The organism is Paraburkholderia kirstenboschensis, assembly GCF_032806925.1.
Taxonomy (GTDB): Bacteria; Pseudomonadota; Gammaproteobacteria; order Burkholderiales; family Burkholderiaceae; genus Paraburkholderia; species Paraburkholderia kirstenboschensis.
Genome location: NZ_CP136513.1, coordinates 3,747,623 through 3,771,099, shown reverse-complemented (window position 1 = coordinate 3,771,099; position 23,477 = coordinate 3,747,623). Strand labels below are relative to the sequence as shown.

General features: G+C 64.0%; 17 protein-coding genes. 9 read left to right on the top strand and 8 right to left on the bottom strand.

The features are described 5' to 3' along the window. Positions 1-15 precede the first annotated feature (15 nt). The 3 genes from pgl (at position 16) to RW095_RS39560 (ending at position 3,732) form a co-directional block, all read left to right on the top strand. The gene (gene pgl / locus RW095_RS39570) at positions 16-762 is read left to right on the top strand and encodes a 6-phosphogluconolactonase (RefSeq protein ID WP_317021028.1); all 747 of its coding nucleotides are present in this window, start codon (positions 16-18) and stop codon (positions 760-762) included. Then, positions 740-2,656: a bifunctional transcriptional regulator/glucokinase gene (locus RW095_RS39565; RefSeq protein ID WP_317021027.1), complete on the top strand. Its 1,917-nt coding sequence runs from the start codon at positions 740-742 to the stop codon at positions 2,654-2,656. Before pgl ends, RW095_RS39565 begins: the two co-directional genes overlap by 23 nt. A 149-nt stretch (positions 2,657-2,805) precedes the next feature. Then, complete coding sequence (locus RW095_RS39560) at positions 2,806-3,732, top strand: bestrophin family protein (RefSeq protein ID WP_317021026.1); 927 nt, start codon at positions 2,806-2,808, stop codon at positions 3,730-3,732. A gap of 36 nt (positions 3,733-3,768) precedes the next feature. Here RW095_RS39560 and RW095_RS39555 read toward each other — a convergent pair whose 3' ends face one another. From RW095_RS39555 to apbC, 5 genes are all read right to left on the bottom strand, one after another. Continuing rightward, complete coding sequence (locus RW095_RS39555) at positions 3,769-4,449, bottom strand: lysozyme inhibitor LprI family protein (protein WP_317022841.1); 681 nt, start codon at positions 4,447-4,449, stop codon at positions 3,769-3,771. A gap of 116 nt (positions 4,450-4,565) precedes the next feature. Then, positions 4,566-6,851: an arginine/lysine/ornithine decarboxylase gene (locus RW095_RS39550; RefSeq protein ID WP_128594492.1), complete on the bottom strand. Its 2,286-nt coding sequence runs from the start codon at positions 6,849-6,851 to the stop codon at positions 4,566-4,568. 87 nt (positions 6,852-6,938) lie between these two features. Then, the gene (gene dcd, locus RW095_RS39545; RefSeq protein ID WP_006048517.1) at positions 6,939-7,508 is read right to left on the bottom strand and encodes a dCTP deaminase; all 570 of its coding nucleotides are present in this window, start codon (positions 7,506-7,508) and stop codon (positions 6,939-6,941) included. Positions 7,509-7,838: 330 nt separating this feature from the next. Beyond that, on the bottom strand, positions 7,839-8,372 hold the full coding sequence (locus RW095_RS39540; protein ID WP_317021025.1) for a superoxide dismutase family protein: 534 nt from the start codon (positions 8,370-8,372) through the stop codon (positions 7,839-7,841). 130 nt (positions 8,373-8,502) lie between these two features. Continuing rightward, complete coding sequence (gene apbC / locus RW095_RS39535) at positions 8,503-9,591, bottom strand: iron-sulfur cluster carrier protein ApbC (protein WP_317021024.1); 1,089 nt, start codon at positions 9,589-9,591, stop codon at positions 8,503-8,505. Between the two features lie 402 nt (positions 9,592-9,993). Between apbC and RW095_RS39530 the strand changes: the two genes are divergently transcribed. Continuing rightward, entirely contained in the window at positions 9,994-10,647 is a 654-nt protein-coding gene (locus RW095_RS39530; RefSeq protein ID WP_201702618.1) for an OmpA family protein, read from the top strand. Positions 10,648-11,056: 409 nt separating this feature from the next. Then, a complete protein-coding gene (gene metG, locus RW095_RS39525; protein WP_317021023.1) occupies positions 11,057-13,204 on the top strand; it encodes a methionine--tRNA ligase in 2,148 nt (715 codons plus the stop codon). Positions 13,205-13,339: 135 nt separating this feature from the next. Here metG and RW095_RS39520 read toward each other — a convergent pair whose 3' ends face one another. Both RW095_RS39520 and RW095_RS39515 read right to left on the bottom strand, forming a co-directional pair. Further along, positions 13,340-17,671, bottom strand: a complete 4,332-nt coding sequence (locus RW095_RS39520) for a translocation/assembly module TamB domain-containing protein (RefSeq protein WP_317021022.1) — start codon at positions 17,669-17,671, stop codon at positions 13,340-13,342. 28 nt (positions 17,672-17,699) lie between these two features. After that, complete coding sequence (locus RW095_RS39515) at positions 17,700-19,535, bottom strand: autotransporter assembly complex protein TamA (RefSeq protein ID WP_317021021.1); 1,836 nt, start codon at positions 19,533-19,535, stop codon at positions 17,700-17,702. Positions 19,536-19,881: 346 nt separating this feature from the next. Here RW095_RS39515 and RW095_RS39510 point away from each other — a divergent pair, with 346 nt between their 5' ends. The 4 genes from RW095_RS39510 to panD all read left to right on the top strand — a co-directional run bounded on the left by RW095_RS39510 (position 19,882) and on the right by panD (position 22,437). After that, positions 19,882-20,067, top strand: coding sequence for a DUF3460 family protein (locus tag RW095_RS39510; protein ID WP_007175923.1), 186 nt, complete (start codon positions 19,882-19,884; stop codon positions 20,065-20,067). 16 nt (positions 20,068-20,083) lie between these two features. Continuing rightward, complete coding sequence (locus RW095_RS39505; RefSeq protein WP_317021020.1) at positions 20,084-20,959, top strand: segregation and condensation protein A; 876 nt, start codon at positions 20,084-20,086, stop codon at positions 20,957-20,959. A 204-nt stretch (positions 20,960-21,163) separates the two neighbouring features. Beyond that, positions 21,164-21,997: a pantoate--beta-alanine ligase gene (gene panC / locus RW095_RS39500; RefSeq protein ID WP_317021019.1), complete on the top strand. Its 834-nt coding sequence runs from the start codon at positions 21,164-21,166 to the stop codon at positions 21,995-21,997. 53 nt (positions 21,998-22,050) lie between these two features. Next, positions 22,051-22,437: an aspartate 1-decarboxylase gene (gene panD, locus RW095_RS39495; RefSeq protein WP_317021018.1), complete on the top strand. Its 387-nt coding sequence runs from the start codon at positions 22,051-22,053 to the stop codon at positions 22,435-22,437. 286 nt (positions 22,438-22,723) lie between these two features. Here the strand turns inward: panD and RW095_RS39490 are convergent, their stop codons facing one another. Beyond that, positions 22,724-23,362: a ParA family protein gene (locus RW095_RS39490; protein ID WP_317021017.1), complete on the bottom strand. Its 639-nt coding sequence runs from the start codon at positions 23,360-23,362 to the stop codon at positions 22,724-22,726. Between the last annotated feature and the right edge of the window lie 115 nt (positions 23,363-23,477).

Here is a 23,477-nt window from a genome sequence, read left to right as displayed (position 1 = left end):
CAGCACGGAGGAGAAGTGATCGAACTTCACGCTTTCGACGATCAACGCGCCCAATCCGACGCGTTGGCGAAGGCCGTTGGCGACGCGTTACATGCATCGCTGGCCGCACAGACGGCGACGTCAGACGCCGGTATATCCGGCGCGTCCACAGCCGGTACGTCCACAGCCGGCACGCGCCCGGCCCTGCTCGCCGTGTCCGGCGGCAGCAGTCCGCGCCCGTTCCTGCAGACGTTATCCACCCAAAGTTTCGACTGGCCGCGCATCGCGGTGACGCTCGTCGACGACCGCTGGGTGCCTGAGACCGACAGCGCAAGCAACTCGCAACTCGTGCACGCCACGTTGCTGCAGAACGCCGCGAAGAACGCGACGTTCTGGCCGCTCGTCGACACCGCGCAGGATCTGCACTCGCATGTCGCCGCGTTGAACGCCGACCCGCGTTTCGCCAGCGTGCCCGACGTGGCGATTCTCGGCATGGGCGAAGACGGCCACACCGCGTCGATCTTCGCCGATGCGCCCGAATGGGATTACGCCATTACCACGACTGAGCGCTTCGTCGCCGTGCATCCTGGCAGCGCGCCGCATGCGCGCGTGAGCTGGTCGCTCTCGGCGCTCAAAGAAGTGAAGCACCTGTTTTTGCTGATTGCCGGACCGCGCAAGATGGACGTGCTGAACGCCGCCGCATCTTCGCTACAAAAAAATGCCATCTCGCAGTTGGCGAACGACAAGGGAGTGAGACTCGATGTCTACTGGTGTGCAAACTAAGGCTGTTCCGGGCGCGGGCCAGCACGCCGATGGACCGAGGCTGCTGGCCGACATCGGCGGCACGAATGCGCGCTTTGCGCTGGAAACCGGACCGGGCGAGATCGGCTCGGTGCACGTCTACCCGTGCGCGGATTACCCCGGCGTCGCTGAAGTTATCAAGAAGTATCTGAAGGACACGAAGATTGGCCGCGTGAATCACGCGGCGATTGCGATTGCCAACCCGGTCGACGGCGATCAGGTCAGCATGACGAATCACGACTGGAGCTTTTCAATCGAAGCCACGCGCCGTGCGCTCGGCTTCGACACGCTGCTCGTCGTGAACGACTTCACCGCGCTCGCCATGGCCCTGCCCGGCCTGACGGATGCGCAACGCGTGCAGGTCGGCGGCGGCACGCGCCGCCCAAACAGCGTGATCGGCCTGCTCGGTCCGGGCACCGGCATGGGCGTGTCGGGCCTGATTCCCGCCGACGACCGCTGGATCGCGCTCGGCAGCGAAGGCGGTCACGCCACATTCGCGCCGGCCGACGAGCGCGAAGACATCGTGCTGCAATACGCGCGCAAGAAATGGTCGCATGTATCGTTCGAACGCGTGGCCGCGGGGCCCGGCATCGAAGTGATCTACCGTGCGCTGGCGGGCCGCGACAAGAAGCGCGTAGCGGCAAACGTCGACACCGTCGAGATCGTCAAACGCGCGTTGGACGGCGAGCCGCTCGCGGCTGAATCCGTCGACGTGTTCTGCGGCATTCTCGGCACCTTTGCGGGCAATATCGCCGTGACGCTCGGCGCGCTCGGCGGCATCTATATCGGCGGCGGCGTCGTACCGCGGCTCGGCGAGTTCTTCGCACGCTCGTCGTTTCGCAAACGCTTCGAGGCGAAAGGCCGTTTCGAGGCCTATTTGCAGAACGTGCCGACTTACGTGATCACCGCGGAATATCCGGCGTTTCTCGGCGTGTCCGCGATCCTCGCCGAGCAGTTGTCGAATCGCGCGGGCGGCAGTTCGTCGGCGGTATTCGAGCGGATCCGGCAGATGCGCGACGCGCTGACGCCCGCCGAGCGACGCGTCGCCGATCTCGCGCTGAACCATCCCCGCTCGATCATCAACGACCCGATCGTGGACATTGCCCGCAAGGCCGACGTGAGTCAGCCGACCGTGATCCGCTTTTGCCGCTCGCTCGGTTGCCAGGGTTTGTCGGACTTCAAGCTGAAACTCGCGACCGGTTTGACCGGCACGATTCCGGTGAGCCACAGCCAGGTGCATCTCGGCGATACGGCGACGGACTTCGGCGCGAAGGTGCTCGACAACACCGTGTCGGCCATTCTGCAATTGCGCGAGCATCTGAACTTCGACCAGGTGGAACGCGCGATCGATCTGCTGAACGGCGCACGGCGCATCGAGTTCTACGGACTCGGCAATTCGAACATCGTCGCGCAGGACGCGCACTACAAGTTTTTCCGCTTCGGCATTCCGACCATTGCCTACGGCGATCTATACATGCAGGCCGCTTCGGCTGCGTTGCTCGGCAAGGGCGACGTGATCGTCGCCGTATCGAAGTCGGGCCGCGCGCCCGAACTGCTGCGCGTGCTCGACGTAGCGATGCAGGCAGGCGCGAAGGTGATCGCGATCACGTCGAGCAACACGCCGCTCGCCAAGCGCGCGACGGTCGCGCTCGAAACCGATCACATTGAAATTCGCGAGTCGCAACTCTCCATGATTTCGCGGATCCTGCATCTGGTGATGATCGACATTCTGGCGGTCGGCGTGGCAATTCGCCGCGCGGTGCCGAGCGCGGACGTCGCGGAGACGGTGGCAAAAGCACGTCAAGGCGCCGACGACGACGCGACCGCGGTGCTCGACTGGCTCAGTCACGGCGCGGCTTCATCGGCGCGCGATTGATCTCTGTATGAAGGCCACGCTACGGCGGGGCCTTCATACATCTCCTGAAATGCGGACAGAAGCATTGCCTGTGCGAGTACGCGCTTCAATAGCGCGACCCGGACAACAAGCGATAATAGAAACTCCATCGCTCACGGCAAAGCACACCGATGATCATCCGTCCGCATCTCCATTGGTTCCGCATGCTGCTCGCCTGGCGCGGCTCGGTGCTTCCGCAGTTGCTTCCCCGGCTCTTCCTCATTTTCGCGATCTCGGTCATTGCGGTCGCGGCGCACGATCATCTGCTGCCAATCTCGCTGAACCTCAACACGACTGCGCCGTTCTCGCTCATCGGCATCGCTCTCGCGGTATTTCTCGGCTTTCGCAACAACGCCAGTTATGACCGCTGGTGGGAAGCGCGCAAGCTCTGGGGCCAATTGTTGAATGACGCGCGTTCGCTCACTCGCCAGGCGCTGACCTTGCGAACGTCGCAGTTGCCGAAAGAAGAAGTGGCCGAGTTTTGCGCCGCGTTGGGCGCGTTGCCGCACGCGCTGCGCCATCAGCTTCGCCGAAGCGATCCGCGCGAAGACCTCGCCGCACGCTTGCCGCCTGCGTTGTTCGAACGCGTCATGGCGTCGCGCTACAAACCGGCGACGCTAATGCTGGTTCTTGGCGAATGGGTGCAGCGCCAGGCGCAGAACGGCTCGATCGATCCGATGGCTGTACTCGCGTTCGACCGGAACCTGAATGGCTTGTCGGATGTGATCGGCGGATGCGAGCGCATCGTGTCGACGCCGTTGCCGTTTGCTTACTCGGTGATGATTCACCGCACGGTGTATTTCTTTTGCGCGTCGCTGCCGTTTGGCCTCGTAGACAGCATCGGCATTTTTACGCCGGTGTTCGCGGTGTTCGTCGCGTACACCTTCATGGCACACGAAGCGATCGCGTCGCAAATCGAGGAGCCGTTCGGCACCGACGACAACGACCTCGCGCTGCACACCATGTCCCTCATCATTGAAGACGCACTACGCGATCTGCGCGGCGAACCCGCGGTCGCGCTGCCCGACCCGCAAGCCGAAAGCTACGCGCTGACCTGAACCTGTCGATGACTCAGCGCCTGCCCGCTCGCAGGTCTAGTCGTTGCCGACCGTCTCCGACAAACGCTTGAGAGTCGCCACACGCGCACCGATGATGTCGATGCGGCCGCGCTCGTCGACGAGCGGCGTGGTCGCGTTCAGGTAGGCGGTCCACGCCTTTTGTGCGCGCGTCAGTGTGGGACGCGAGCGCGCCGGCATCTTCGCTTGCAGACGGCGATAGTAGCGATTCAGGTCGAACATCGCGTGTTCGCAGCGCGCGTCCGCACGGCAAGCGCGCAGACGGCCCGCAGGGTCGCCGCCACCGGCACTCGTCTTCGCCACCGCGCTGCGCAGCGCGAGCGCCCGGTCACGCACCGGCTGCAATTGCATATCGGCTTCGGCGAGCACATACATCGTGCCGCGCGTGGTGGCGAACACCGCCGCGAGCAGTTGCGTTTCGGCATCGCGTGAAGCCTGCCAGCTCGCCTGACTCTTCTGCCACTGCTTGCGCCGCGCCGGCGGCAACTCCGCCTGCAACTGCTGCCATGCGTTGTCCAAAGCGGTCTTCCAGCCGATGCGCGCAGTTTCCATGCACTGCACCTGCCCCGCCGTCGACGACATATCGCTGCGTGCCAGACACGTGCGCATCGCCGCGTCGATCGGATCGGCTGCGGCGACTTCAGCGCGCGCGGCGAGCGGCGCGACGCCGATTAGCAGTGCGCACGCGAACGTACGCATCAGCGCGCCTGCAAGTGCACGCACAAGGGCGCTCTGTGCCGCGCGCACCGAAGCCGGCGCGCGCAACCGGCGCCGCAAGCCTCGGTTGCTTCCGAGGAACGTCATGAAGCGCATTGTCAGACGCGCACGCAATCGACGAAATACTCGATGCGTCCGTTGATCATCTCGCCGACGAGCCCGTGAATGTCCGTGTGGAAACCCGGGAAGCGCTCGTTGAATTCACGCGCGAAACGCAGATAGTTGACGATGGTCTTGTTAAAGCGCTCGCCCGGAATGAGCAGTGGAATGCCCGGCGGGTACGGCGTCAACAGAATCGACGTCACGCGGCCTTCGAGTTCGTCGATGGGCACGCGGTCGATCTCACGGTGCGCGAGCTTCGCGAACGCGTCGGACGGCTTCATCGCCGGCTCCATGCTCGACAGGTACATCTCGGTCGTGAGACGCGCAATGTCGTTCGCGCGGTAGACGCTGTGGATCTGCTGGCACAGGTCGCGCAAACCGACGCGCTCATACGTCGGATGCAGCGCGACGAAGTCCGGCAACACGCGCCACAACGGCTGGTTGTTGTCGTAGTCGTCCTTGAACTGCTGGAGTTCGGTCACCATCGAATTCCAGCGGCCCTTCGTGATGCCGATCGTGAACATGATGAAGAACGAATACAGCCCGGTCTTCTCGACGATGATGCCGTGCTCGGCCAGATACTTGGTCACGATCGCAGCCGGAATGCCCGTCTCGCCGAAACCGCCGTCCATGTCCAGACCCGGCGTGACGATAGTCGCCTTGATCGGATCGAGCATGTTGAAGCCTTCGGCGAGCGGTCCGAAACCGTGCCACGAATCGTTCGGGCGCAGCATCCAGTCTTCGCGCGAACCGATACCTTCGTCGGCGAACTGGTCCGGGCCCCAGACCTTGAAGAACCAGTCGTCGCCGTATTCGGTGTCGACCTTGGTCATCGCGCGGCGGAAGTCCAGCGCTTCCGCAATCGACTCTTCGACGAGAGCGGTGCCGCCGGGCGCTTCCATCATGGCCGCGGCCACGTCGCACGACGCGATGATCGCGTATTGCGGGCTCGTCGACGTATGCATCAGATACGCCTCGTTGAACCGATGCTTGTCGAAGCGGCTGTTCTTCGAATCCTGCACGACGATCTGCGAAGCTTGCGAAATGCCGGCCAGCAGCTTGTGCGTGGAGTGCGTGGCAAAGACCATTGCGCCGATGCGCGGACGGCCCGCGCCGATCGCGTGCATGTCCTGATAGAACTCGTGGAATTCGGCATGCGGCAGCCACGCTTCGTCGAAGTGGAGCGTGTCGAGCCATTCGCCCAACATTTCCTTGATCATCTCGACGTTGTAGATCACGCCGTCGTACGTGCTTTGGGTGATCGTCAGAATGCGCGGCTTCAGGTTCGGGTTCTTCGCGAGCGCTTCGCGGGCGAACGGATTCGCCTCGATCTTCTTGCGGATGTTTTCCGGCTCGAACTCCGAACGCGGAATCGGACCGATGATGCCGAAGTTGTTGCGCGTCGGCGTGAGGAACACCGGAATCGCGCCGGTCATCGTGATCGCGTGCAGGATCGACTTGTGGCAGTTGCGGTCCACCAATACGATGTCGCCCGGCGCGACCGTGCCGTGCCAGACGATCTTGTTCGAGGTCGACGTGCCGTTGGTCACGAAGAACACATGGTCTGCGCTGAAGATGCGCGCGGCGTTGCGCTCGGAGGCCGCAACGGGGCCGGTGTGGTCGAGCAGTTGCCCGAGTTCGTCGACGGCGTTGCAGACGTCCGCGCGCAGCATGTTCTCGCCGAAGAACTGATGGAACATCTGACCGAGCGGACTCTTCAGGAACGCGACGCCCCCCGAGTGGCCAGGACAGTGCCACGAGTACGAGCCTTCTTCGGCGTACTGCACCAGTTCCTTGAAGAACGGCGGCGCGAGCGAATCCAGATAAACCTTCGTTTCGCGGATGATATGGCGCGCGACGAACTCCGGCGTGTCCTCGAACATGTGGATGAAGCCGTGCAATTCGCGCAGGATGTCGTTAGGCAAGTGGCGAGAAGTACGCGTTTCGCCGTACAGGAAGATCGGAATGTCGGCGTTGCGGCGGCGCACTTCCGTCACGAACGCGCGCAGCGCGACGATCGCGGCCGCCAACTCCGGCGTTTCCCCTTCAACCACGACGTTTTCGACGTAGGGCAGCAGCTCGTCGTCGTCGATCGAAAGGATGAAGCACGACGCGCGGCTCGACTGCTGCGCGAACGAAGTCAGATCGCCGTAGCTCGTCAACCCGAGCACTTCCGCGCCTTCTTTCTCGATTGCTTCGGCCAAAGCCCGAATGCCGGAACCCGAGATGTTCTCGGAGCGGAAATCTTCGTCGATGATGACGACGGGAAAACGGAACTTCATGGGCGATTCTCCAAAAAGAACGACCGCTGCACTGGATAGATTGCAGCGGTCACCCTGTGTACCTGGCGGGTCAATGCGCTGCCGACGTCACGTCTTCGGCAACGTGACCCCGTGCTGTCCTTGATATTTGCCGCCGCGATCCGCGTACGACGTTTCACAAATCTCGTCGCTTTCGAAAAACAGCACTTGGGCGACGCCTTCGTTTGCGTAGATTTTCGCAGGCAAAGGTGTCGTATTCGAGAATTCGAGCGTGACGTGACCTTCCCACTCCGGCTCGAACGGCGTGACGTTCACGATGATGCCGCAGCGCGCGTAAGTGGACTTGCCAAGACACACGGTCAGCACCGAGCGCGGAATGCGGAAATACTCGACCGTGCGGGCGAGCGCGAACGAATTAGGCGGGATGATGCAGACGTCGCCTTTGAAGTCCACGAACGATTTCTCGTCGAAATTTTTCGGGTCGACAATGGTCGAGTTGATGTTCGTGAAGATCTTGAATTCGTCGGCGCAGCGAATGTCGTAGCCGTAACTCGATGTGCCGTAACTGACAATCTTCCGGCCGTCTTCGGAGACGCGAACCTGATCGGGCACGAACGGCTCGATCATTTTGTGCGACTCGGCCATGCGCCGGATCCACTTGTCGGATTTGATGGTCATAGGTGAACGCTGCTCGACGTGAATAACAGGTGTGTGACGGATAACAACGCGGCGCGTGCCGGACACGTTGCGGCCGGTTGTCCCACTTTTCAGGGCCGGGTTTTGCCGGTGCGCCCCGCAAGAAGCTGCCCGAAGGCAGCATTGGCGATGACGCCGACGGGCCGCCGCCGCGAAAGGCGCTTATTTTACGCGATCACGAGGATGCTGCCGCACATGGGGGCCACTGCTGAGCGCTGGGAAGCCGCTGGGGTCCGCTTCTGGTCCGCGTTTGGTCCGCTTCTGGCCGCTCGGCCACAGGTAGGAGCAACAGGCCAGACACGCGGTGATCGCTCATTGACGGATCAAACCGCAAGCAAGCGCGGGACCCGCACCATGCGGCGGATACGCGTAGGGATCGGTTGCGTCGTGATGCAGCAGCGCCGCGCGTTGCAGAACCGAACGGATACCGTCAAGCGAGACGTCCGGAGCGACGATGAAGCCGGTCGCCACGCCGTTCGCGTCCGCATGAATGTTGCCGAGATCGCCCTCGACGCGCGCGCCCGCTTTCAGACGCTCCGCAGCCGGCGAGAACACCTGGCCGGCGCTGGAGCCGTCGGTGGCATTGCAGTCGCCGCGCTCGTGAACTTGCAGCGCGTGATCGCTGTTGGGCGGCAGTCCCGCGAGATTGTAGGTGACCTGCACGCCGTCCGAGCGCTCGATGAACGTAACGAGGCCGCGCGCCTGATTGCCCACGGTGGGCAGCAACTGCGCGTCGGCGCGCTTTTCCTGTGGTCTCAGGAAGGCGCTGCAGCCGCATAACAGCATACTGCTGGCAGTCACGACGATGAAGGCATGCACCGCCTGCCAGTCGATTCGTTTTCCCATGCGATCCTCGTGCCGGCTGGCGGCCGCCCCTGCGGTCGCCGAGCCGAACCTGTGAAGTCGACATGATACCGCGAGACCCGGCGCGAATAGACGCCTGCGCGCCCCTTCCACCCGTCGTTTGAACGGCTCGTCAGGTGTTCTGCACGACGATGTTGGGAAATCTGGATGTCATGTCGCGGGCGCGCTCGGCGATATGAACCGCCACCTTGCGCGCGATGGTGCGATAAATCTCCGCGATGCGCCCTTGCGGATCAGCCACTACCGTCGGACGGCCGGAGTCGGCCTGCTCGCGGATCGCAATGTCGAGCGGCAGACTGCCGAGCACGTCGACGCCATATTCCTTGCCCATGCGCTCGCCGCCGCCCGAGCCGAAGATGTGCTCCTCGTGGCCGCAGTTCGAGCAGATATGCATCGCCATATTCTCGACGATGCCGAGAATCGGAATGCCGACTTTCTCGAACATTTTCAGACCCTTGCGGGCGTCGAGCAGCGCAATGTCCTGCGGCGTGGTGACGATCACGGCGCCGGTCACCGGCACGCGTTGCGACAGCGTCAACTGGATATCCCCGGTGCCCGGCGGCATATCGACGATCAGGTAATCGAGATCGCGCCAGTTGGTCTGCCGCAGCAGCTGTTCGAGCGCCGACGTGGCCATCGGGCCGCGCCACACCATCGGATTGTCCTGCTCGATCAGAAAGCCAATGGAGTTGGCCTGCAGACCGTGGCCCGTCATCGGGTTCATGGTCTTTTCGTCCGGCGATTCGGGGCGCCCTTCGATGCCCAGCATCAGGGGCAGCGAGGGTCCGTAGATATCGGCGTCGAGTATGCCGACCGACGCACCCTCGCTCGCCAGCGCCAGAGCGAGGTTCACGGCGGTCGTGCTCTTGCCGACGCCACCCTTGCCCGACGCCACGGCCACGATATTTTTAACGTTCGGCAAGAGTTTCACGCCGCGCTGCACCGTATGCGCGGCGATTTCCTGCGACAACTGGATGTGCGTCTGCACCACGCCTGGCACGGCCTGCAACGCGTCGGCGAACTGCTTGCGGATCGCCTCGAACTGACGCATGGCCGGATAGCCGAGTACCACCGCGACGCTAACCGTGTCACCCTCCACGGCGACGTTCTTAATGTTCCTGGCAGCGGCGTACGGCCGGCCGGTGTTGGGGTCAGTGACGGCTGCGAGGGCAGCGTCGACCAAAGCCCGATCAATACTCATTGACACTCCAAGGGAACACCTGCGGCGCGACGGGATCGAAATCGCGCCACGCGCCGGAATTGCAAGAAATTGTTAGACAGCATTGCGAAAACCAGGCGTGCCGGGCACCCTTTGGGCCGGCGGACCGCCGTGGGGCCGCATCGCTGCGTACGCCAAGCTTTATTGTAGTGGCTCACGTCGAGCGCTGCCGGAAGACCCTTCTTCATTGTCGGACCGGGACTGAAGAACGCGTTTGGTCTTACGCCTCGCTCGCGTGGCCCCTCGGCTTGTCCGTATTGTCGAGCAGTCTGTTCTGGTGCCGTGACGTTCGCCATGCAGACTCTAGCGCCACGGACGCTTCACCCGCGCGTGTTATTCGCGCGCTTTATTCGCGTCATTCGCTTTACTCGAAAGGAATCAACAATGAATGCAAAAATCATGACTCGCCTCGCCGTTCTCGCCGTTTCCGGCTCCTTGCTGGCAGGTTGCGCCAGCCAACAGGGCACTAACACGGCCGTGGGTACGGGCGTGGGCGCCGGCACCGGCGCGGCGCTGGGCGCCATTTTCGGCGGCGGCAAGGGCGCGGCGATTGGCGCCGGCGTCGGTGCAGCGGTGGGCGGTATTACCGGCTACAACTGGCAATCCATTCACAACAAACTGTCGGGTGCCACCAAGGGCACCGGCACGCAGATCACCGAGCAGCCGGACGGCTCGCTCAAGCTGAACATTCCGAGCTCGGTCACGTTCGACACGAACAGCTATGCGATCAAGCCGTCGTTCGCACCGGTGCTGGATCAGCTGACGCAAACGCTGCAGCAGAACCCGGAAGTGATCGCACAAGTAATCGGCTACACGGACAGCACCGGTCAGCCGGCGTATAACCAGACGCTGTCGGTCAATCGCGCGCAAAGCGTGACGGGCTTCCTGGCGCAACGCGGCGTCGCGCCGCAGCGTTTGTCGGCACAAGGCATGGGCCAGAACCAGCCGATCGCCGACAACAACACCGAAGCCGGCCGTGCAGCAAACCGTCGTGTGGAAATCTATCTGCGCGCCACGGCTCAGCACACCACGCAATAACGATAACGCGCGACCGCAAAGGGGAATTAGGGGCCGGAGGCGCGCACCACCGGCCTGCCGGGCTGACCGGCGTCGCCGGTTCGCTTATCGCGTGGCCGGCGGCCTGAGGCTGATCGAGCCGTAAAAAATGCAGCGCGGGAAATCTCTCACGAGGGCGAAAAAATTTCGAACTCTCCGGAAATTCCGCTGTCTGTCTTTACGGTACGTGGCTGGCGAAGCCGCCGCGTCACCATTCTCCTCTTGTCGTTGTTGCTCCGGGGTTAATCGCCCCGGTTTTTTTTTGGGCGCTCACTTTTCGCAGTGCCCAATGCAGCGCGGCAAGCTGGGCGCCCCGCGCGGGCCCGCGCCCGCGGGACGTCTGCCCTGCTAGAATCGACCTTTCGTCCCACCGCAGGCTCCCACCATCCTTATGTCAGCACCCGCAACCGATCTCACTGCAGGCGCGCCGTCGGCCCGCCGCCAGATTCTCGTCACGTCGGCCCTTCCTTATGCGAACGGGCAAATTCATATTGGCCATCTGGTCGAATATATCCAGACGGACATCTGGGTCCGCACGCTGCGAATGCACGGGCACGAGGTCTATTACGTGGGCGCCGACGACACGCACGGCACGCCGGTCATGCTGCGCGCGGAACTGGAAGGTTTGACGCCGAAGCAGCTGATCGACCGCGTCTGGCAGGAGCACAAGCGCGACTTCGACAGCTTCGGCATCTCGTTCGACAACTATTATTCGACCGATTCCGAAGAGAACCGCGTCCTGAGCGAGAACGTCTATCTCGCGCTGAAGGAAGCGGGCTTGATCGACGCGCGCGAGATCGAACAGGCGTACGACCCGGTCAAGGAAATGTTCTTGCCGGACCGCTTCATCAAGGGCGAATGCCCGAAGTGCGGCGCGAAAGACCAGTACGGCGACAGCTGCGAAGTGTGCGGCTCGACCTATCAGCCCACCGAGCTCGTCAATCCGTACTCGGTGGTGTCGGGCGCCACGCCGATTCGCAAGACATCGACGCATTACTTCTTCCGCTTGTCCGACCCGCGCTGCGAGAACTTCCTGCGCGCGTGGGTGGGCGGCCTTGCCCAGCCGGAAGCGACCAACAAGATGCGCGAGTGGCTGGGCGACGCCGGTGAAGCCAAGCTCGCCGACTGGGATATTTCGCGTGACGCACCGTATTTCGGCTTCGAAATTCCGGGCGCGCCGGGCAAATACTTCTACGTGTGGCTGGATGCGCCGGTCGGCTACTACGCGAGCTTCAAGAACCTCGCCCAGAAGCGCGGGCTCGACTTCGACGCGTGGGTTCGCCCAGGCTCGAAGGCTGAGCAGTATCACTTCATCGGCAAAGACATTCTGTATTTCCACACGTTGTTCTGGCCGGCCATGCTCGAATTTTCGGGCCACCGCACGCCGACCAACGTGTTCGCGCACGGCTTCCTGACCGTGGACGGCGCGAAAATGTCGAAGTCGCGCGGCACTTTCATCACCGCGCAAAGCGTGATCGACACCGGCCTGAACCCGGAATGGCTGCGCTACTACTTCGCGGCCAAACTGAACAGCACAATGGAAGACCTCGACCTGAATCTCGACGACTTTCAGGCGCGCGTGAACAGCGATCTGGTCGGCAAGTATGTGAACATCGCGAGCCGCGCCGCCGGCTTCCTGATCAAGCGCTTCGACGGCCGCGTGCAGGACAGCGCGATGCAGCACCCGCTGCTCGCGTCGCTGCGCGCCGCCGTGCCGCAGATCGCCGCGAACTACGAAGCCCGCGAGTACAACCGCGCGCTGCGTCACACCATGGAACTGGCCGATGCAGTGAACGCTTACGTCGACACGGCCAAGCCCTGGGATCAGGCGAAGGACCCGGCCAATGCCGTCGCGCTGCACGAAACCTGCAGCGTGAGCATCGAGGCGTTCCGCCTGCTGTCGCTTGCGCTCAAGCCCGTGCTGCCGAAGCTCGTGGAAGCGGTCGAAGCGTTCCTCCGCATCGAGCCGCTCGTATGGGCCGACGCCAACGTACCGCTCAGTTCGGCGCGTCCGATCAACGCGTACAAGCATCTGATGACTCGCGTCGACCCGAAGCAGATCGAAGCCTTGCTCGCGGCCAATCGCGACTCGCTGCAAGCCACGCCGGAAACGGGTGCGCCGGCCGCGGACGCGAAGGCGAAGTCGAAAGCGGCAAAGACTGCCGCCGCGGATAAGGGCGACAAGGACGTCACGCCCGAAGTCATCTCGATCGACGACTTCGCGAAGATCGATCTGCGTGTCGCGAAGATCGTCGACTGCAAGGCGGTCGAAGGTTCGGACAAGCTGCTGCAACTCACGCTGGATGTCGGCGAAGAGAAAACGCGCAACGTCTTCTCCGGCATCAAGTCCGCGTATCAGCCGGAGCAACTGATCGGCAAGCTAACGGTGATGGTCGCGAACCTCGCGCCGCGCAAAATGAAGTTCGGCCTGTCGGAAGGCATGGTGCTGGCGGCTTCGGCGGCCGACGAGAAAGCCGAACCCGGCCTGTACGTGCTCGAGCCGCACAGCGGCGCCAAGCCGGGCATGCGCGTGAAGTAACGCGCGAGCGCACACGCACGGTTAGTTGCAACAAGCAAAACGGCACGCTGTAAAAGGCGTGCCGTTTTTTTTCGCCTGCTTTTTCATGGTCGGGGCATGGCGCTCTTCAGGACAGCGCGAGCGGCCAGAAGAACATCACCACCACTTGATCCGGTCATAGCGCCGCGTATAAAGCAGCTCGATCCCGTCGAACGTGCCGCCATAGGCTGCGACGGACCAGTAGCGCGTCAGGTTGACCGTCGCCTTGACCGCGTTGCTCGCCGACTGCAACCCTTGCTCATAGCCGATCACGAGCCATTCGTTGATCGCCTTCGACACCATCACGACCTGCGGATCGGTCAATCCGACTTCGCTGCGGCCAATCGAAAACTCGTCGAGACCGAAGGTCTGCGCAATCCGCTTGCCGCTCGCGCTGCCGAGCAACGCGAGCGCGGTGGTCATCGTGCTCTGCTGGCCAAGGTTGTTGCCCTGATCGGTGCCATGGCCAAAGAGCAGCCACGAGAGCTTTTCGGTATCCGGCACGTTCGGCTCCGACACGAGCTTCGCGACCGGGAAGTTCACCGTGCCCGTAACCGAGACGCCCGCCTCCACCTGCTGATTGCGGCGCATTGCCAGGATATTGATGCCGGGGTTGGCGACCGGTCCGTTAAACGTGAAGAAGCCGTTTTCGATATTGAGCTTGCGGCCGAATGCGGTGTAGGTCGAGCCCTGCGTCACGCGCACGTTGCCGACCGCGCGCAACGGCAGATTCGGCGCGCTCATCGCCGTGATGGTGCCGGTCAGGCCGAGGTCGGCCCCTTGTCCGCGAAAACGGAAGCTGTTGCCGAGGTTGATGTCGATGTTCGCGCGCGGTGCAAACGGACCGATTGGCTTATTGGTGCCCGGCACCGGCCGCGGCCGCTCGCCCGCCACCGTGCCGTCCGGGCGTACGACCACCACGTCGTCGCCGAGCTTGGGCGCGGATTGCTCCGGCATGTCGAACAACGCGTGGTCGACAACGAACTTGCCGTTGATCGCCATACCGCCCTGCGCGCCGGCGTTGGCGACGCTAGCGCTGCCCGTCAGCGACAGATTGCGATCCGGCGCGGCAAAGAGTTCGAGCTTGTCTGCGACGATGCTCGCAGTCAGGTCCGGTTCCGCGCCGTCCAGACGCACCCGGCCGGTTGCGCGCAAGGTGCCGCTCGCGCCGTGGAACTCGACCTGCTGGAACTCGACGAGGTTGTGCGACAGCGCGACCCGCACGATGCCGTCCTTCAACTGCACACCTTGGTCGACGAGCGTGGCGGAAAGCTCGTCGCCGAGCAGCGAGCCCGTCAGGTTAGGCTTGGCGACGGTGCCGCCGAGCGCGAGCTTCAACGCGAGGTGGCCGTCGAGCAGATAGCTCGGCCCGAACAGCCCGCCGGTCGTTTTCAGCGACGGCACATTGGCGTTGACATTGCCGGTAAGCGCGCCCTCTTCGTTGACGCTCAGGAAGCCGTCGCGCGCAACCAGCGTGGTGTGCGCGTCGGCCTCGATCACGCCGATGCGGCTTGCCTGCGCATGCACCGTCGCGTTCAGGCGGTTGCCGCCGCTGAACTCGGCGCGCGCGGAGATATCCGAAATACCCAGCGACGCCAGCCCGCGGCCGATCTCGACCGTGACGTCGCCGCTGCGGCGCCGCAACTGGATATGGCCGCTTGCCGTGCTGCCGAGCGCGAAGTCCCAGTCGCCGTCGAATATCAGATCGGTCTTGACGGCCGGCGGCGTGCCGGTGATCTCGCGCCGCAAGTCCTGCAGACGCGCCACGGAAATGCCGGTCAGGCTGCCCGCCGACTGTGCCTTGCCGTGGTCGAAAGAGAACGACTTCAGGCTCAACACCGCACCTTCGAGCGTGAGCCGTGTCGCGCCGAGCGTCAGGCGGCGCGGCCCGGCGCTCACGGTAAGCGGCGACTCGAGATTCAACGCGGGCGTGCCGCGGTTTTGCAGACGCGTCACCGTGCCGTCCCAGCGCGTGCCGTCGCGCGCCTCGGTGAGCTTGCCGTTGGCCGCCAGCGTCAGATCCAGCGGGCGATCCTGCAGCTTGCCGGTAGCCGCGGCTTCGAGCGAGTGACTGGCGCGCGTGCCGGTCAGACGCGCGGTGAGCGTGGCGAGATCGACGCCGCCAGCGCTTACGTTGCGCGCGTCTGTCGTGAAGACGAGCGCGCCGTTCGCGCCGTCGCGCAGTTCGGCATGACCTTCTGCATGGCCGATACGGTTGCTGCTCAACACAACGCTGTCGGCCTTGTAGTTCAGCACCACGTTCGGATGCTCGAACGAGCCGGTGAGGTCGCCGTCGGCGGCGACGAGCCCGGCGAGGCCGAAGCCGAGGCGCTCGAGCGCCGGTGCGTCGATATGAAAGCGCAAGCGGTCGCCGCGTGCGCCGAAGCTGCCCTGCAGATCGACCTGGTTGCCCGCGACCGAAAGGTTCGCGCGGCTCGGCAAAATCCGCGAGCCCGCAAGTTGCACCGTGCCGCCGCCTGTCAGCGGCAGGCCGTCGTAAACGCTTGGACCCAGCTTGAACTCGGCTTTGGTGGTGAAAACGGGCGCCAGCATGCCGGTCGCGGACAGCGTGCCGTTGACTTTCGCCTCGATCTTGCGCGCTGGCGGCGCAGCGCGCTTGCGCGCGGGTGTCTTGCGCTCGATCACCTCTTTCTTGACGACGGCCTTGCCGGTGTTCTTCACGACCGCCGCAGCCTTGTCGGCCGGAGCTGCGCTTTTGGCGCCGGCCGTGCTGCCGGCTTGCGCCGCCGCCTGCGCCGACAGCCGGCCCTTCGCCTCGCTCTGCGGCACTGCGGGTCCGTTGACTGGCGTGCGTGACGGCATTTGCGAGGTCAGCGTCAACGGATCAAAATCGGTGAGTTGCGCCTTCAGGTTGTAGCTGGAATTCGCGTCGTGCTTGAGGGCGCCGGACAGTTCGATGCGGCCTTTGCCCGACGTGATACGCACGTCGTTGAAGCTGAGCCGCGCGGGGTCGATGGTCAGTTTGCCCTGCGCGCGCAGCGCCGCTTTGGGATCGGCCAGATCGAGCGTGACGGTTTGGATGTCGTCGTTGAGCCGGATAGCGATCGGGCCGGACAACTGCGTGGGCCGCACCGTCGCCTGAAGCGCGTTCAGGTCGAGACCGGCGACCTGCAGGTCGAACTGGCCGCGCTTGCCGCTCAGCGCGCCGCTGCCGGTCAGCGTGGCGCTCTTCACGAGGCGCACGGCGAGATTCGAAATACGCTGCGCGGTGGCGTCGAGGCGCACGTCGGCGTTGGCGTCGATGAGCGGCAGCAGGTGTTGATCGATCGCGCCGGGACGCGCATTGACAATCGAGACATGGCCCGCGACTGTCAAACCGCCGGCGCTCTTGCCGGCCGTGTGCGCCTGGCTGGCGCTTGCGGGATGTCCTGGGGTTGCGCCTTGTGCGGAGTTCAGCGAAGTCGCTACGCTGGCCCCACCGGCCGCGCTCGCCCCGACCGCGCCCGCCTCCTGTCCCACCGGCTGCAGCTCCGCCCTTACCGCGAGATCGGCGAGCGGCGCGCCCGGCGCAAACGCCTGCGGATTGACGTGGTCGAACGTCAACGTTGCGCGTTTGAGCGGCACCTCGCCGAACGGCGTCGCCTCGACTTGCGCGTGGCCGGCGAGCTTCATACCGCTCGCGTCGAGTTCGGCGACGAGATTTGCCAGCGAGCCGCTCAGATGCCCGCCCACCTGCACGGCCTCGTCGTTGACCTTGCCCGAATAACCCACGTCCCCCGTCAGCGGAAACGGCCGCACGCCGTCGAGCTTTGCCGACGCCGTCACCGCGCCGAACGGCGTATCGAGCCGCTCGATCGCGGCCTCGTGGTGACGCCCGTCGCTGCGTCCATGGAAAGCGAAGTGCGAAAACTCGGTTGTCGAGGTGCCATGGCGCAACAACAGCTTGTCCACCTGCACGTCGCGGATTTCAAGCTGCATCGGCAAGCGCAGATCTTGCGGCAGCTTCAGCGGCTCGCTGCTGCTCGACGACGAGGCGCCGATACGCGCGTCCACGGTGCCCACATGCAGATAGTCGATGGTGAAACGCCACGGCTCGCGCATAAGCGCCCAGCGGCCCGACACCCCGTCGATCTGAATGTCCGTGCCGCTGCCGTCCAGCGCGCGCCAGCGCACCTCGCGCAGCCGGACGCCGTTCGCGAGCGCTCCGCTTTCCAGTGTGCCGCTCAGCTTGCCGCCGAGCAACTTGATCGCCGCCTGCCACGCATAGGCGGTGCCGCGCTCCGTGGTGAGCGCGCCGTACAGCAGGCCAAGCGCCAACGCGACGAGCAACACCAGCGCCACGACCGTCCACCCGAGCGTTTTCAGCAGCAGGCGACCGGCGCCGCGACGCTTGGCCGGCGGCGGTTCGGGCGTGCCAGGCGGTTCAGCGCCCGGCGGCTGGTTGCCGGGCGGCTGCGCGGGAGGTTGGGCGGAAACGTCCGTCGTCATGCGTGGTTCGTGTACAAGGAGGTTCGCATTAGAAGGCGATACCGAGCGTCAGATAGGGCCGCACGCTTCTGTTGCGGATGCCGTATGCCAGGTCGACATTGACCGGGCCCACCGGGCTGCGCCAGCGCGCGCCGACGCCCACGCCCGGATAAAAGGTTTTCTCGCCCCAGGTGTCGGTGGCCGTGCCGACGTCGAAGAAGGCCGCCGCGCCCCAGTCGTGCGTGAACCAGTGCTGGTATTCCGCCGATGCCGTCACGAGATATTTTGTCGGCAGTACCGAACCCTGAACGTTGTTACCGATGCTCTGGTAGGAATAACCGCGCACCGAATTCGAACCGCCCGCGCGAAACAGCAGCGAAGCCGGAATGCCGCTCGAACTGCCGCTCGTGAACACGCCGCCGAGTTCCGCGCGAAACACCATGAGGTCTTGCTTGCCGATCGGCAGGTACTGCTGGCCGCGCGCGTAGCCGCGGATGAACGTCTGGTCGGTAAGCACGCCCTTCACCGCGAAACCGGCTTCAACGTGGATCAGGTTGCCCTTGCGCGGGAACAGCGGGTCGTCGGTATTGCGCCGGGTCCACGACCACGACGGCACCAGCGCGCGACTCGTGGTCGGCTCGCCGACGTTCTGGTCGAGCCGGTCCTGGTAGAACAGGATCGCATACGTGTAGTCGATGAACTGCGACGTGCGAGTACGCTGCACACCGCCGCGGATACTATAGATACGCGTGTCGGAAACGTCCGTGGTCGTGTAGGACGCCAGCACACTATTGGTCCACCCCCGTCGTCCCGGCGGCATTGCAAGCTGAACCTGGCCGTACTGCTGGACCTGATCGACCCGGCCGTCGATAGTGAACGGCCATGCCTTGCCGAACGTGTTCAGATACGAGTACGCGCCCTGCACCAGCGGACCGTTGTCGGTCGAATAACCGACGCCGCCGCGAATGCTGTTGTACGGATACTCCGACACCTTCACATGCAGCGGCGTTTCGACCGGCTTCTCCGGATCGCTGTCCACGTCGATCGCGACGCTCGCGTAGTACGGCGTGTTCTGCAACTGCCTCTGCAATTCGGTAATGCGCTGCACGTCGTACACGTCGCCCACAGAAATCGGATTCACATTGTCGACGATCTGTTCCGGGTAGCGCCGCGTGCCCGACACGTCCAGCTTGCCCATCGTGAAGGTGGGCCCACTTTCATACGCGACCGACAGCTTGGCCTCGTGCGTGCGTGGATCGACGCGCGCCTCGGCGTGATAGATCTTCGCGCCCAGATAGCGGCGCGCCTGCAACGCCTTCAGCGACGCGTTCTTCGCGTCGTCCCAGCCCGCCTGCGAAAACGCGTCGCCCTCGTGCAGCGAAAATGCAAAGCGCGCGGCGTTTTCCTGCGCCGGGTCCTCGGTCAGCACCGGGCCGCGAAACGACAGGGAAATGGACGTGATGACGGTTTGCGGTCCAGGATCGACGCTCACGGTCACATGCTTCGTGTTCTCGACGGTACGCACGTCCGTGCGCACAATCGGGGTGAAGTAGCCTTGGGTGGCGGCCAGATCGCGCACCTGCTGGGGCGTGGCGGTAATCAGAAATTCGAACTGCTCGTCGCTGATGTCGGGGCGCTTCGCGAAGCGCGCAACGTCCAGGTGTTCTTCGAGCAGCTTGCGCAGAGAGCGCGGCGATACTTCGACATCGACCTTGTAGCTCGCCGCCGCGCGCGCCGCGTATGCGGGGCCGCCAGCCAGCATCAGCACCAGGATGCTCAGGGCGAGCCACGCGCGCAGCCAGCGCCGCATTGGCGTGCAAACGCCGCGGCCCCCGCCGGCTTCGCTGCGCCGCCCATGCGGCTTTTCGATCGCACACCCCGCCAAACAGGACCTCCGGCCATGGTTGATGATTTTGTCGTTCGGGCGCAGTCCCGCCGAAGCTCGCTATTTGACCACATCGGCAGCGCCGTGCTATCTCTAAACGCACCCGCGAACGCCCGCGCGGCGCATGGCCCGAGGCCCGCGCGCCCGCCTTTGACGCGCGGTGCGACATGCGGGTTCCTGCGATCCGCCGGAGCGGAATTTAGCCGACGATGCGTCGGGCGCCGACCGGGTTTTTCGACCGCGCGCGGCGCATGCGCTAAAATTACGGAATACTAGCGGCACCCGCACGAAGACCACGGCCAAGCCGCCATTTGCCCAACCACGCCCCAACCACGGACGTCGAGCCATGTATCAATCGGACATCACCCAGTTCCTGAACCAGCTCAAGCAACAGAAGCCCAACCTGGAAGCCGAGCAACGCCGCGGCCGGGCCTTGCTGTGGGACAAGCAGCCGATCGACCTGGAAGAGCGCGCCGAGCAGAAAGCGTCGCGCGTCGAACAGACGCCTTACTCGTACTACCAGAACTTCTGAGCGCCTCCCCCAATCAATGAATCCCGCCGACGAGGCACACGGCGCGCCGCCGGCTCCGTCCGACGCCGCGCTTGCCGCGCCCGCCACCGATTCGACGCCTGACACCGTCGACGGCATTGCTTTCGCACGCCTTTACGGCGAGCCGCTCTTCAAGCTGCCGACCGACCTGTACATCCCGCCGGACGCGCTCGAAGTGTTCCTCGAAACGTTCGAGGGCCCGCTGGATCTGTTGCTGTACCTGATCCGCAAGCAGAACTTCAACGTACTCGACATTCCCATGGCGGATGTCACGGTGCAATACCTCGGCTATGTCGACCAGTTGCGCCAGACCAATCTCGAACTCGCGTCCGAATATCTGCTGATGGCCGCGATGCTGATCGAGATCAAGTCGCGCATGCTGTTGCCCGTCAAGAAGGCCGACAGCGGCGAGGAAGCCGAAGACCCGCGCGCGGAACTGGTGCGGCGCCTGCTCGAATACGAGCAGATGAAGCTCGCCGCACAGCGCATCGACCAGTTGCCGCAACTCGGCCGCGACTTCCTGCGCGCCGAGGTCTATATCGAGCAAAGCATCACGCCGCGCTTTCCCGACGTGAACAGCGAAGACCTGCGCGCCGCCTGGGCCGACGTGATCAAGCGCGCGAAGCTCGTCCAGCATCACAAGATTTCGCGCGAAGAACTGTCTGTGCGCGAGCATATGAGTTCGATCCTCCGGCAACTTCAGAACGCGCGCTTCGTCGAATTCTCCGACCTGTTCGATACCAGCAAGGGTGTGCCGGTCGTCGTGGTCAACTTCATCGCGATGCTCGAGTTGTGCCGGGAATCGCTCGTCGAAATTACTCAGGCCGAGCCGTTCGCACCCATCTACGTGCGCCTCGCCTATTTGCCGGCCTGAAGCGGAAACCGGTTTGGGCGCAGCGGGCCGGGCTTCATGCTCCAAAAACGGCCATCAGGCCTCGTTTCGGTGCGTCCGGCGGCCAAATCCACTACAATCCCGCGCTCCGAACCTGTCATTACCAGTGAGGCGGCGGGCCGCGCAATAGCCTGAGGCCTTTGCGTCAACCCAGTCTCGCGCCGCGCGAGGAATCCCTGTCCGATCATGAAAGTCATCAGCTCGATCCATGAATTGCGCGACCAGTTGCGCGGCCAGAATCGCACGGCCTTTGTGCCGACCATGGGCAATCTGCACGAGGGCCATCTGTCGCTGATGCGCCTCGCGCGCCAGCACGGCGATCCGGTGGTGGCGAGCATCTTCGTCAATCGTCTGCAGTTCGGGCCGAACGAGGATTTCGACAAATATCCGCGCACGATGGAAGCCGATATCGAGAAGCTGCAGAAGGAAAACGTCTACGTGCTGTTCGCGCCGACAGAGCGCGACCTCTATCCGGAGCCGCAGGAATACCGGGTGCACCCGCCACACGATCTCGGCGACATTCTCGAAGGCGAATTCCGGCCGGGCTTTTTTCAGGGCGTGTGCACCGTCGTGATGAAGCTGATGTCGTGCGTGCAGCCGCGTGTGGCGGTGTTCGGCAAGAAGGACTACCAGCAGCTGATGATCGTGCGCCGCATGTGCCAGCAGTTCGCGGTGCCGACCGACATCATCGCGGCAGAGACCGTGCGCGATACCGACGGTCTTGCGCTCAGCTCGCGCAACCGCTACTTGCAGCCGGCCGAGCGCACCGAGGCGCCGATACTGGCCGCCGAGCTCAATCGCGTGCGCGACGCGGTGCTTGCGGGCGAGCGCGACTTCGCGGCGCTGGAGCGCGCGGCGATGGCGTCGCTCACGGCTCGCGGCTGGCAGCCCGACTACATCGCGGTGCGCAAGCGCTCGAATCTGCTGCCGCCGGGTCCGCAAGACGCGAACGCGGAACTCGTGGTGCTGGCCGCCGCCAAGCTCGGTGCGACCCGTCTTATCGACAACCTCGAAATCTGAAGCCGTCTGGAACAGCGTAGACACGCGTAAGAAGTTACAAGGATTGATTGGTTATGCAACGCAACATGCTGAAGTCGAAGATCCACCGCGTCGCGGTCACGCACTGCGAGTTGCACTACGAAGGCTCGTGCGCGATCGACGAAGACCTGCTCGAAGCCGCGAACATTGTCGAAAACGAACGGATCGACATCTGGAACATCAACAATGGTGAGCGTTTCTCGACCTATGCGATCAAGGGCGAGCGCGGCAGCGGCATGATTTCGCTGAACGGCTCGGCCGCGCGGCGCGCGCAACTGGGCGACCTGGTGATCATCGCGGCCTTCGCGGTGGTCGACGAAGCGGAGTTGAGGGCGGGCTGGAAGCCGGACCTCGTGTTCGTCGATGAGAACAACAAGATCAAGGGCGGCCGCGATCACGTGCCAACGCAGAACTGGAATTGAGCGACGCACTCGCCTGAGCTTTTTGTAACCGGGCTCGGCTCGACTGGGCTTTGCCGCCCCCGGTTCAGCGTCACGCGGCCGATCGAAGCGGCGGCCATGCTGCCTCGCTCGGGTGGCTCGGGTGGCTCGGGTGGCTCGGGTGGCTCGCGTGGCCCTGGTGGCGCTGGTGGCCCCGGGTTGCTGCTGATGGCTACCGGTTGGCTCCCCTTCACTCCCGCCGGCTCCGGTCGACTCTCGTCAGAACCAACGGTTTTAAGCCAACACGAGCCTCACCGAAGCCCCGCCCTCACCCCTTCCGGCCGGCGCCATTCGTCCACTCGATGATCGGCTGCCACTGCTCCAGGTCCTTCTCCACGCGGCTTTTGGCGACGTCCCACAAGGTCAGGCCATGCGCCGCCAGCTGCACGTAGTTCTGCGTGTCGCGCAGATAGCCGAGCACCGGCAGCTTCAGCCCCTCGACGAAACGGTGCAACTGCTCCGCCGAACGCGTGCGCGCATCGACGCGCATGCCCACCACGCCGATCTCGATTGCACCTTTCCTGACCGCTTTTTCCTTCGCGAGCCGCTCCAGAAATTCCTGCGTAGCCAGAATATCGAACATCGACGGCTGCAGCGGCACGATCACCTTGTCGGCCAGCTCCAGCGCGATATTCATGCGATTGCCGTGCAAGCCGGCCGGGGTGTCGATGATCGCGTGCTCGAGGCCCTTTGGCGGTTTGGCGGGCGTCTCGGGGTTGACTTCCCACGTTTCGATGGCAGGCAGCGTTTCCGGCCGCAATGACAGCCACGCATGCGCTGACTGCTGCTTGTCGAGATCGGCGAGCGCAACCCACTCGCCGGTTGCGGCGAAATAGCCGGCCAGATTGGTCGACAGCGTGCTTTTGCCCACGCCGCCCTTCGGATTCGCCACCACGATTACCGTCATGAATACTCCCGGAATGAAGGCTGGACGACGCCAGCCGGTTCGCCGCGTTCTGCCCTGAACCTTCTGCTTTTGGCTTGTGCCTGTTGTCATATCGGCGCGCCGATTTGCACAGATT

Coding starts and splice junctions, on each gene's coding strand:
- apbC (WP_317021024.1), bottom strand. CDS start 9,591: ATGAGTATTGATCGGGCTTTGGTCGACGCTGCCCTCGCAGCCGTCACT.
- RW095_RS39540 (WP_317021025.1), bottom strand. CDS start 8,372: ATGGGAAAACGAATCGACTGGCAGGCGGTGCATGCCTTCATCGTCGTG.
- dcd (WP_006048517.1), bottom strand. CDS start 7,508: ATGACCATCAAATCCGACAAGTGGATCCGGCGCATGGCCGAGTCGCAC.
- metG (WP_317021023.1), top strand. CDS start 11,057: ATGTCAGCACCCGCAACCGATCTCACTGCAGGCGCGCCGTCGGCCCGC.
- RW095_RS39520 (WP_317021022.1), bottom strand. CDS start 17,671: ATGACGACGGACGTTTCCGCCCAACCTCCCGCGCAGCCGCCCGGCAAC.
- RW095_RS39505 (WP_317021020.1), top strand. CDS start 20,084: ATGAATCCCGCCGACGAGGCACACGGCGCGCCGCCGGCTCCGTCCGAC.
- RW095_RS39565 (WP_317021027.1), top strand. CDS start 740: ATGTCTACTGGTGTGCAAACTAAGGCTGTTCCGGGCGCGGGCCAGCAC.
- RW095_RS39555 (WP_317022841.1), bottom strand. CDS start 4,449: ATGCGTACGTTCGCGTGCGCACTGCTAATCGGCGTCGCGCCGCTCGCC.
- panD (WP_317021018.1), top strand. CDS start 22,051: ATGCAACGCAACATGCTGAAGTCGAAGATCCACCGCGTCGCGGTCACG.
- RW095_RS39490 (WP_317021017.1), bottom strand. CDS start 23,362: ATGACGGTAATCGTGGTGGCGAATCCGAAGGGCGGCGTGGGCAAAAGC.
- RW095_RS39510 (WP_007175923.1), top strand. CDS start 19,882: ATGTATCAATCGGACATCACCCAGTTCCTGAACCAGCTCAAGCAACAG.
- RW095_RS39530 (WP_201702618.1), top strand. CDS start 9,994: ATGAATGCAAAAATCATGACTCGCCTCGCCGTTCTCGCCGTTTCCGGC.
- RW095_RS39560 (WP_317021026.1), top strand. CDS start 2,806: ATGATCATCCGTCCGCATCTCCATTGGTTCCGCATGCTGCTCGCCTGG.
- panC (WP_317021019.1), top strand. CDS start 21,164: ATGAAAGTCATCAGCTCGATCCATGAATTGCGCGACCAGTTGCGCGGC.
- RW095_RS39550 (WP_128594492.1), bottom strand. CDS start 6,851: ATGAAGTTCCGTTTTCCCGTCGTCATCATCGACGAAGATTTCCGCTCC.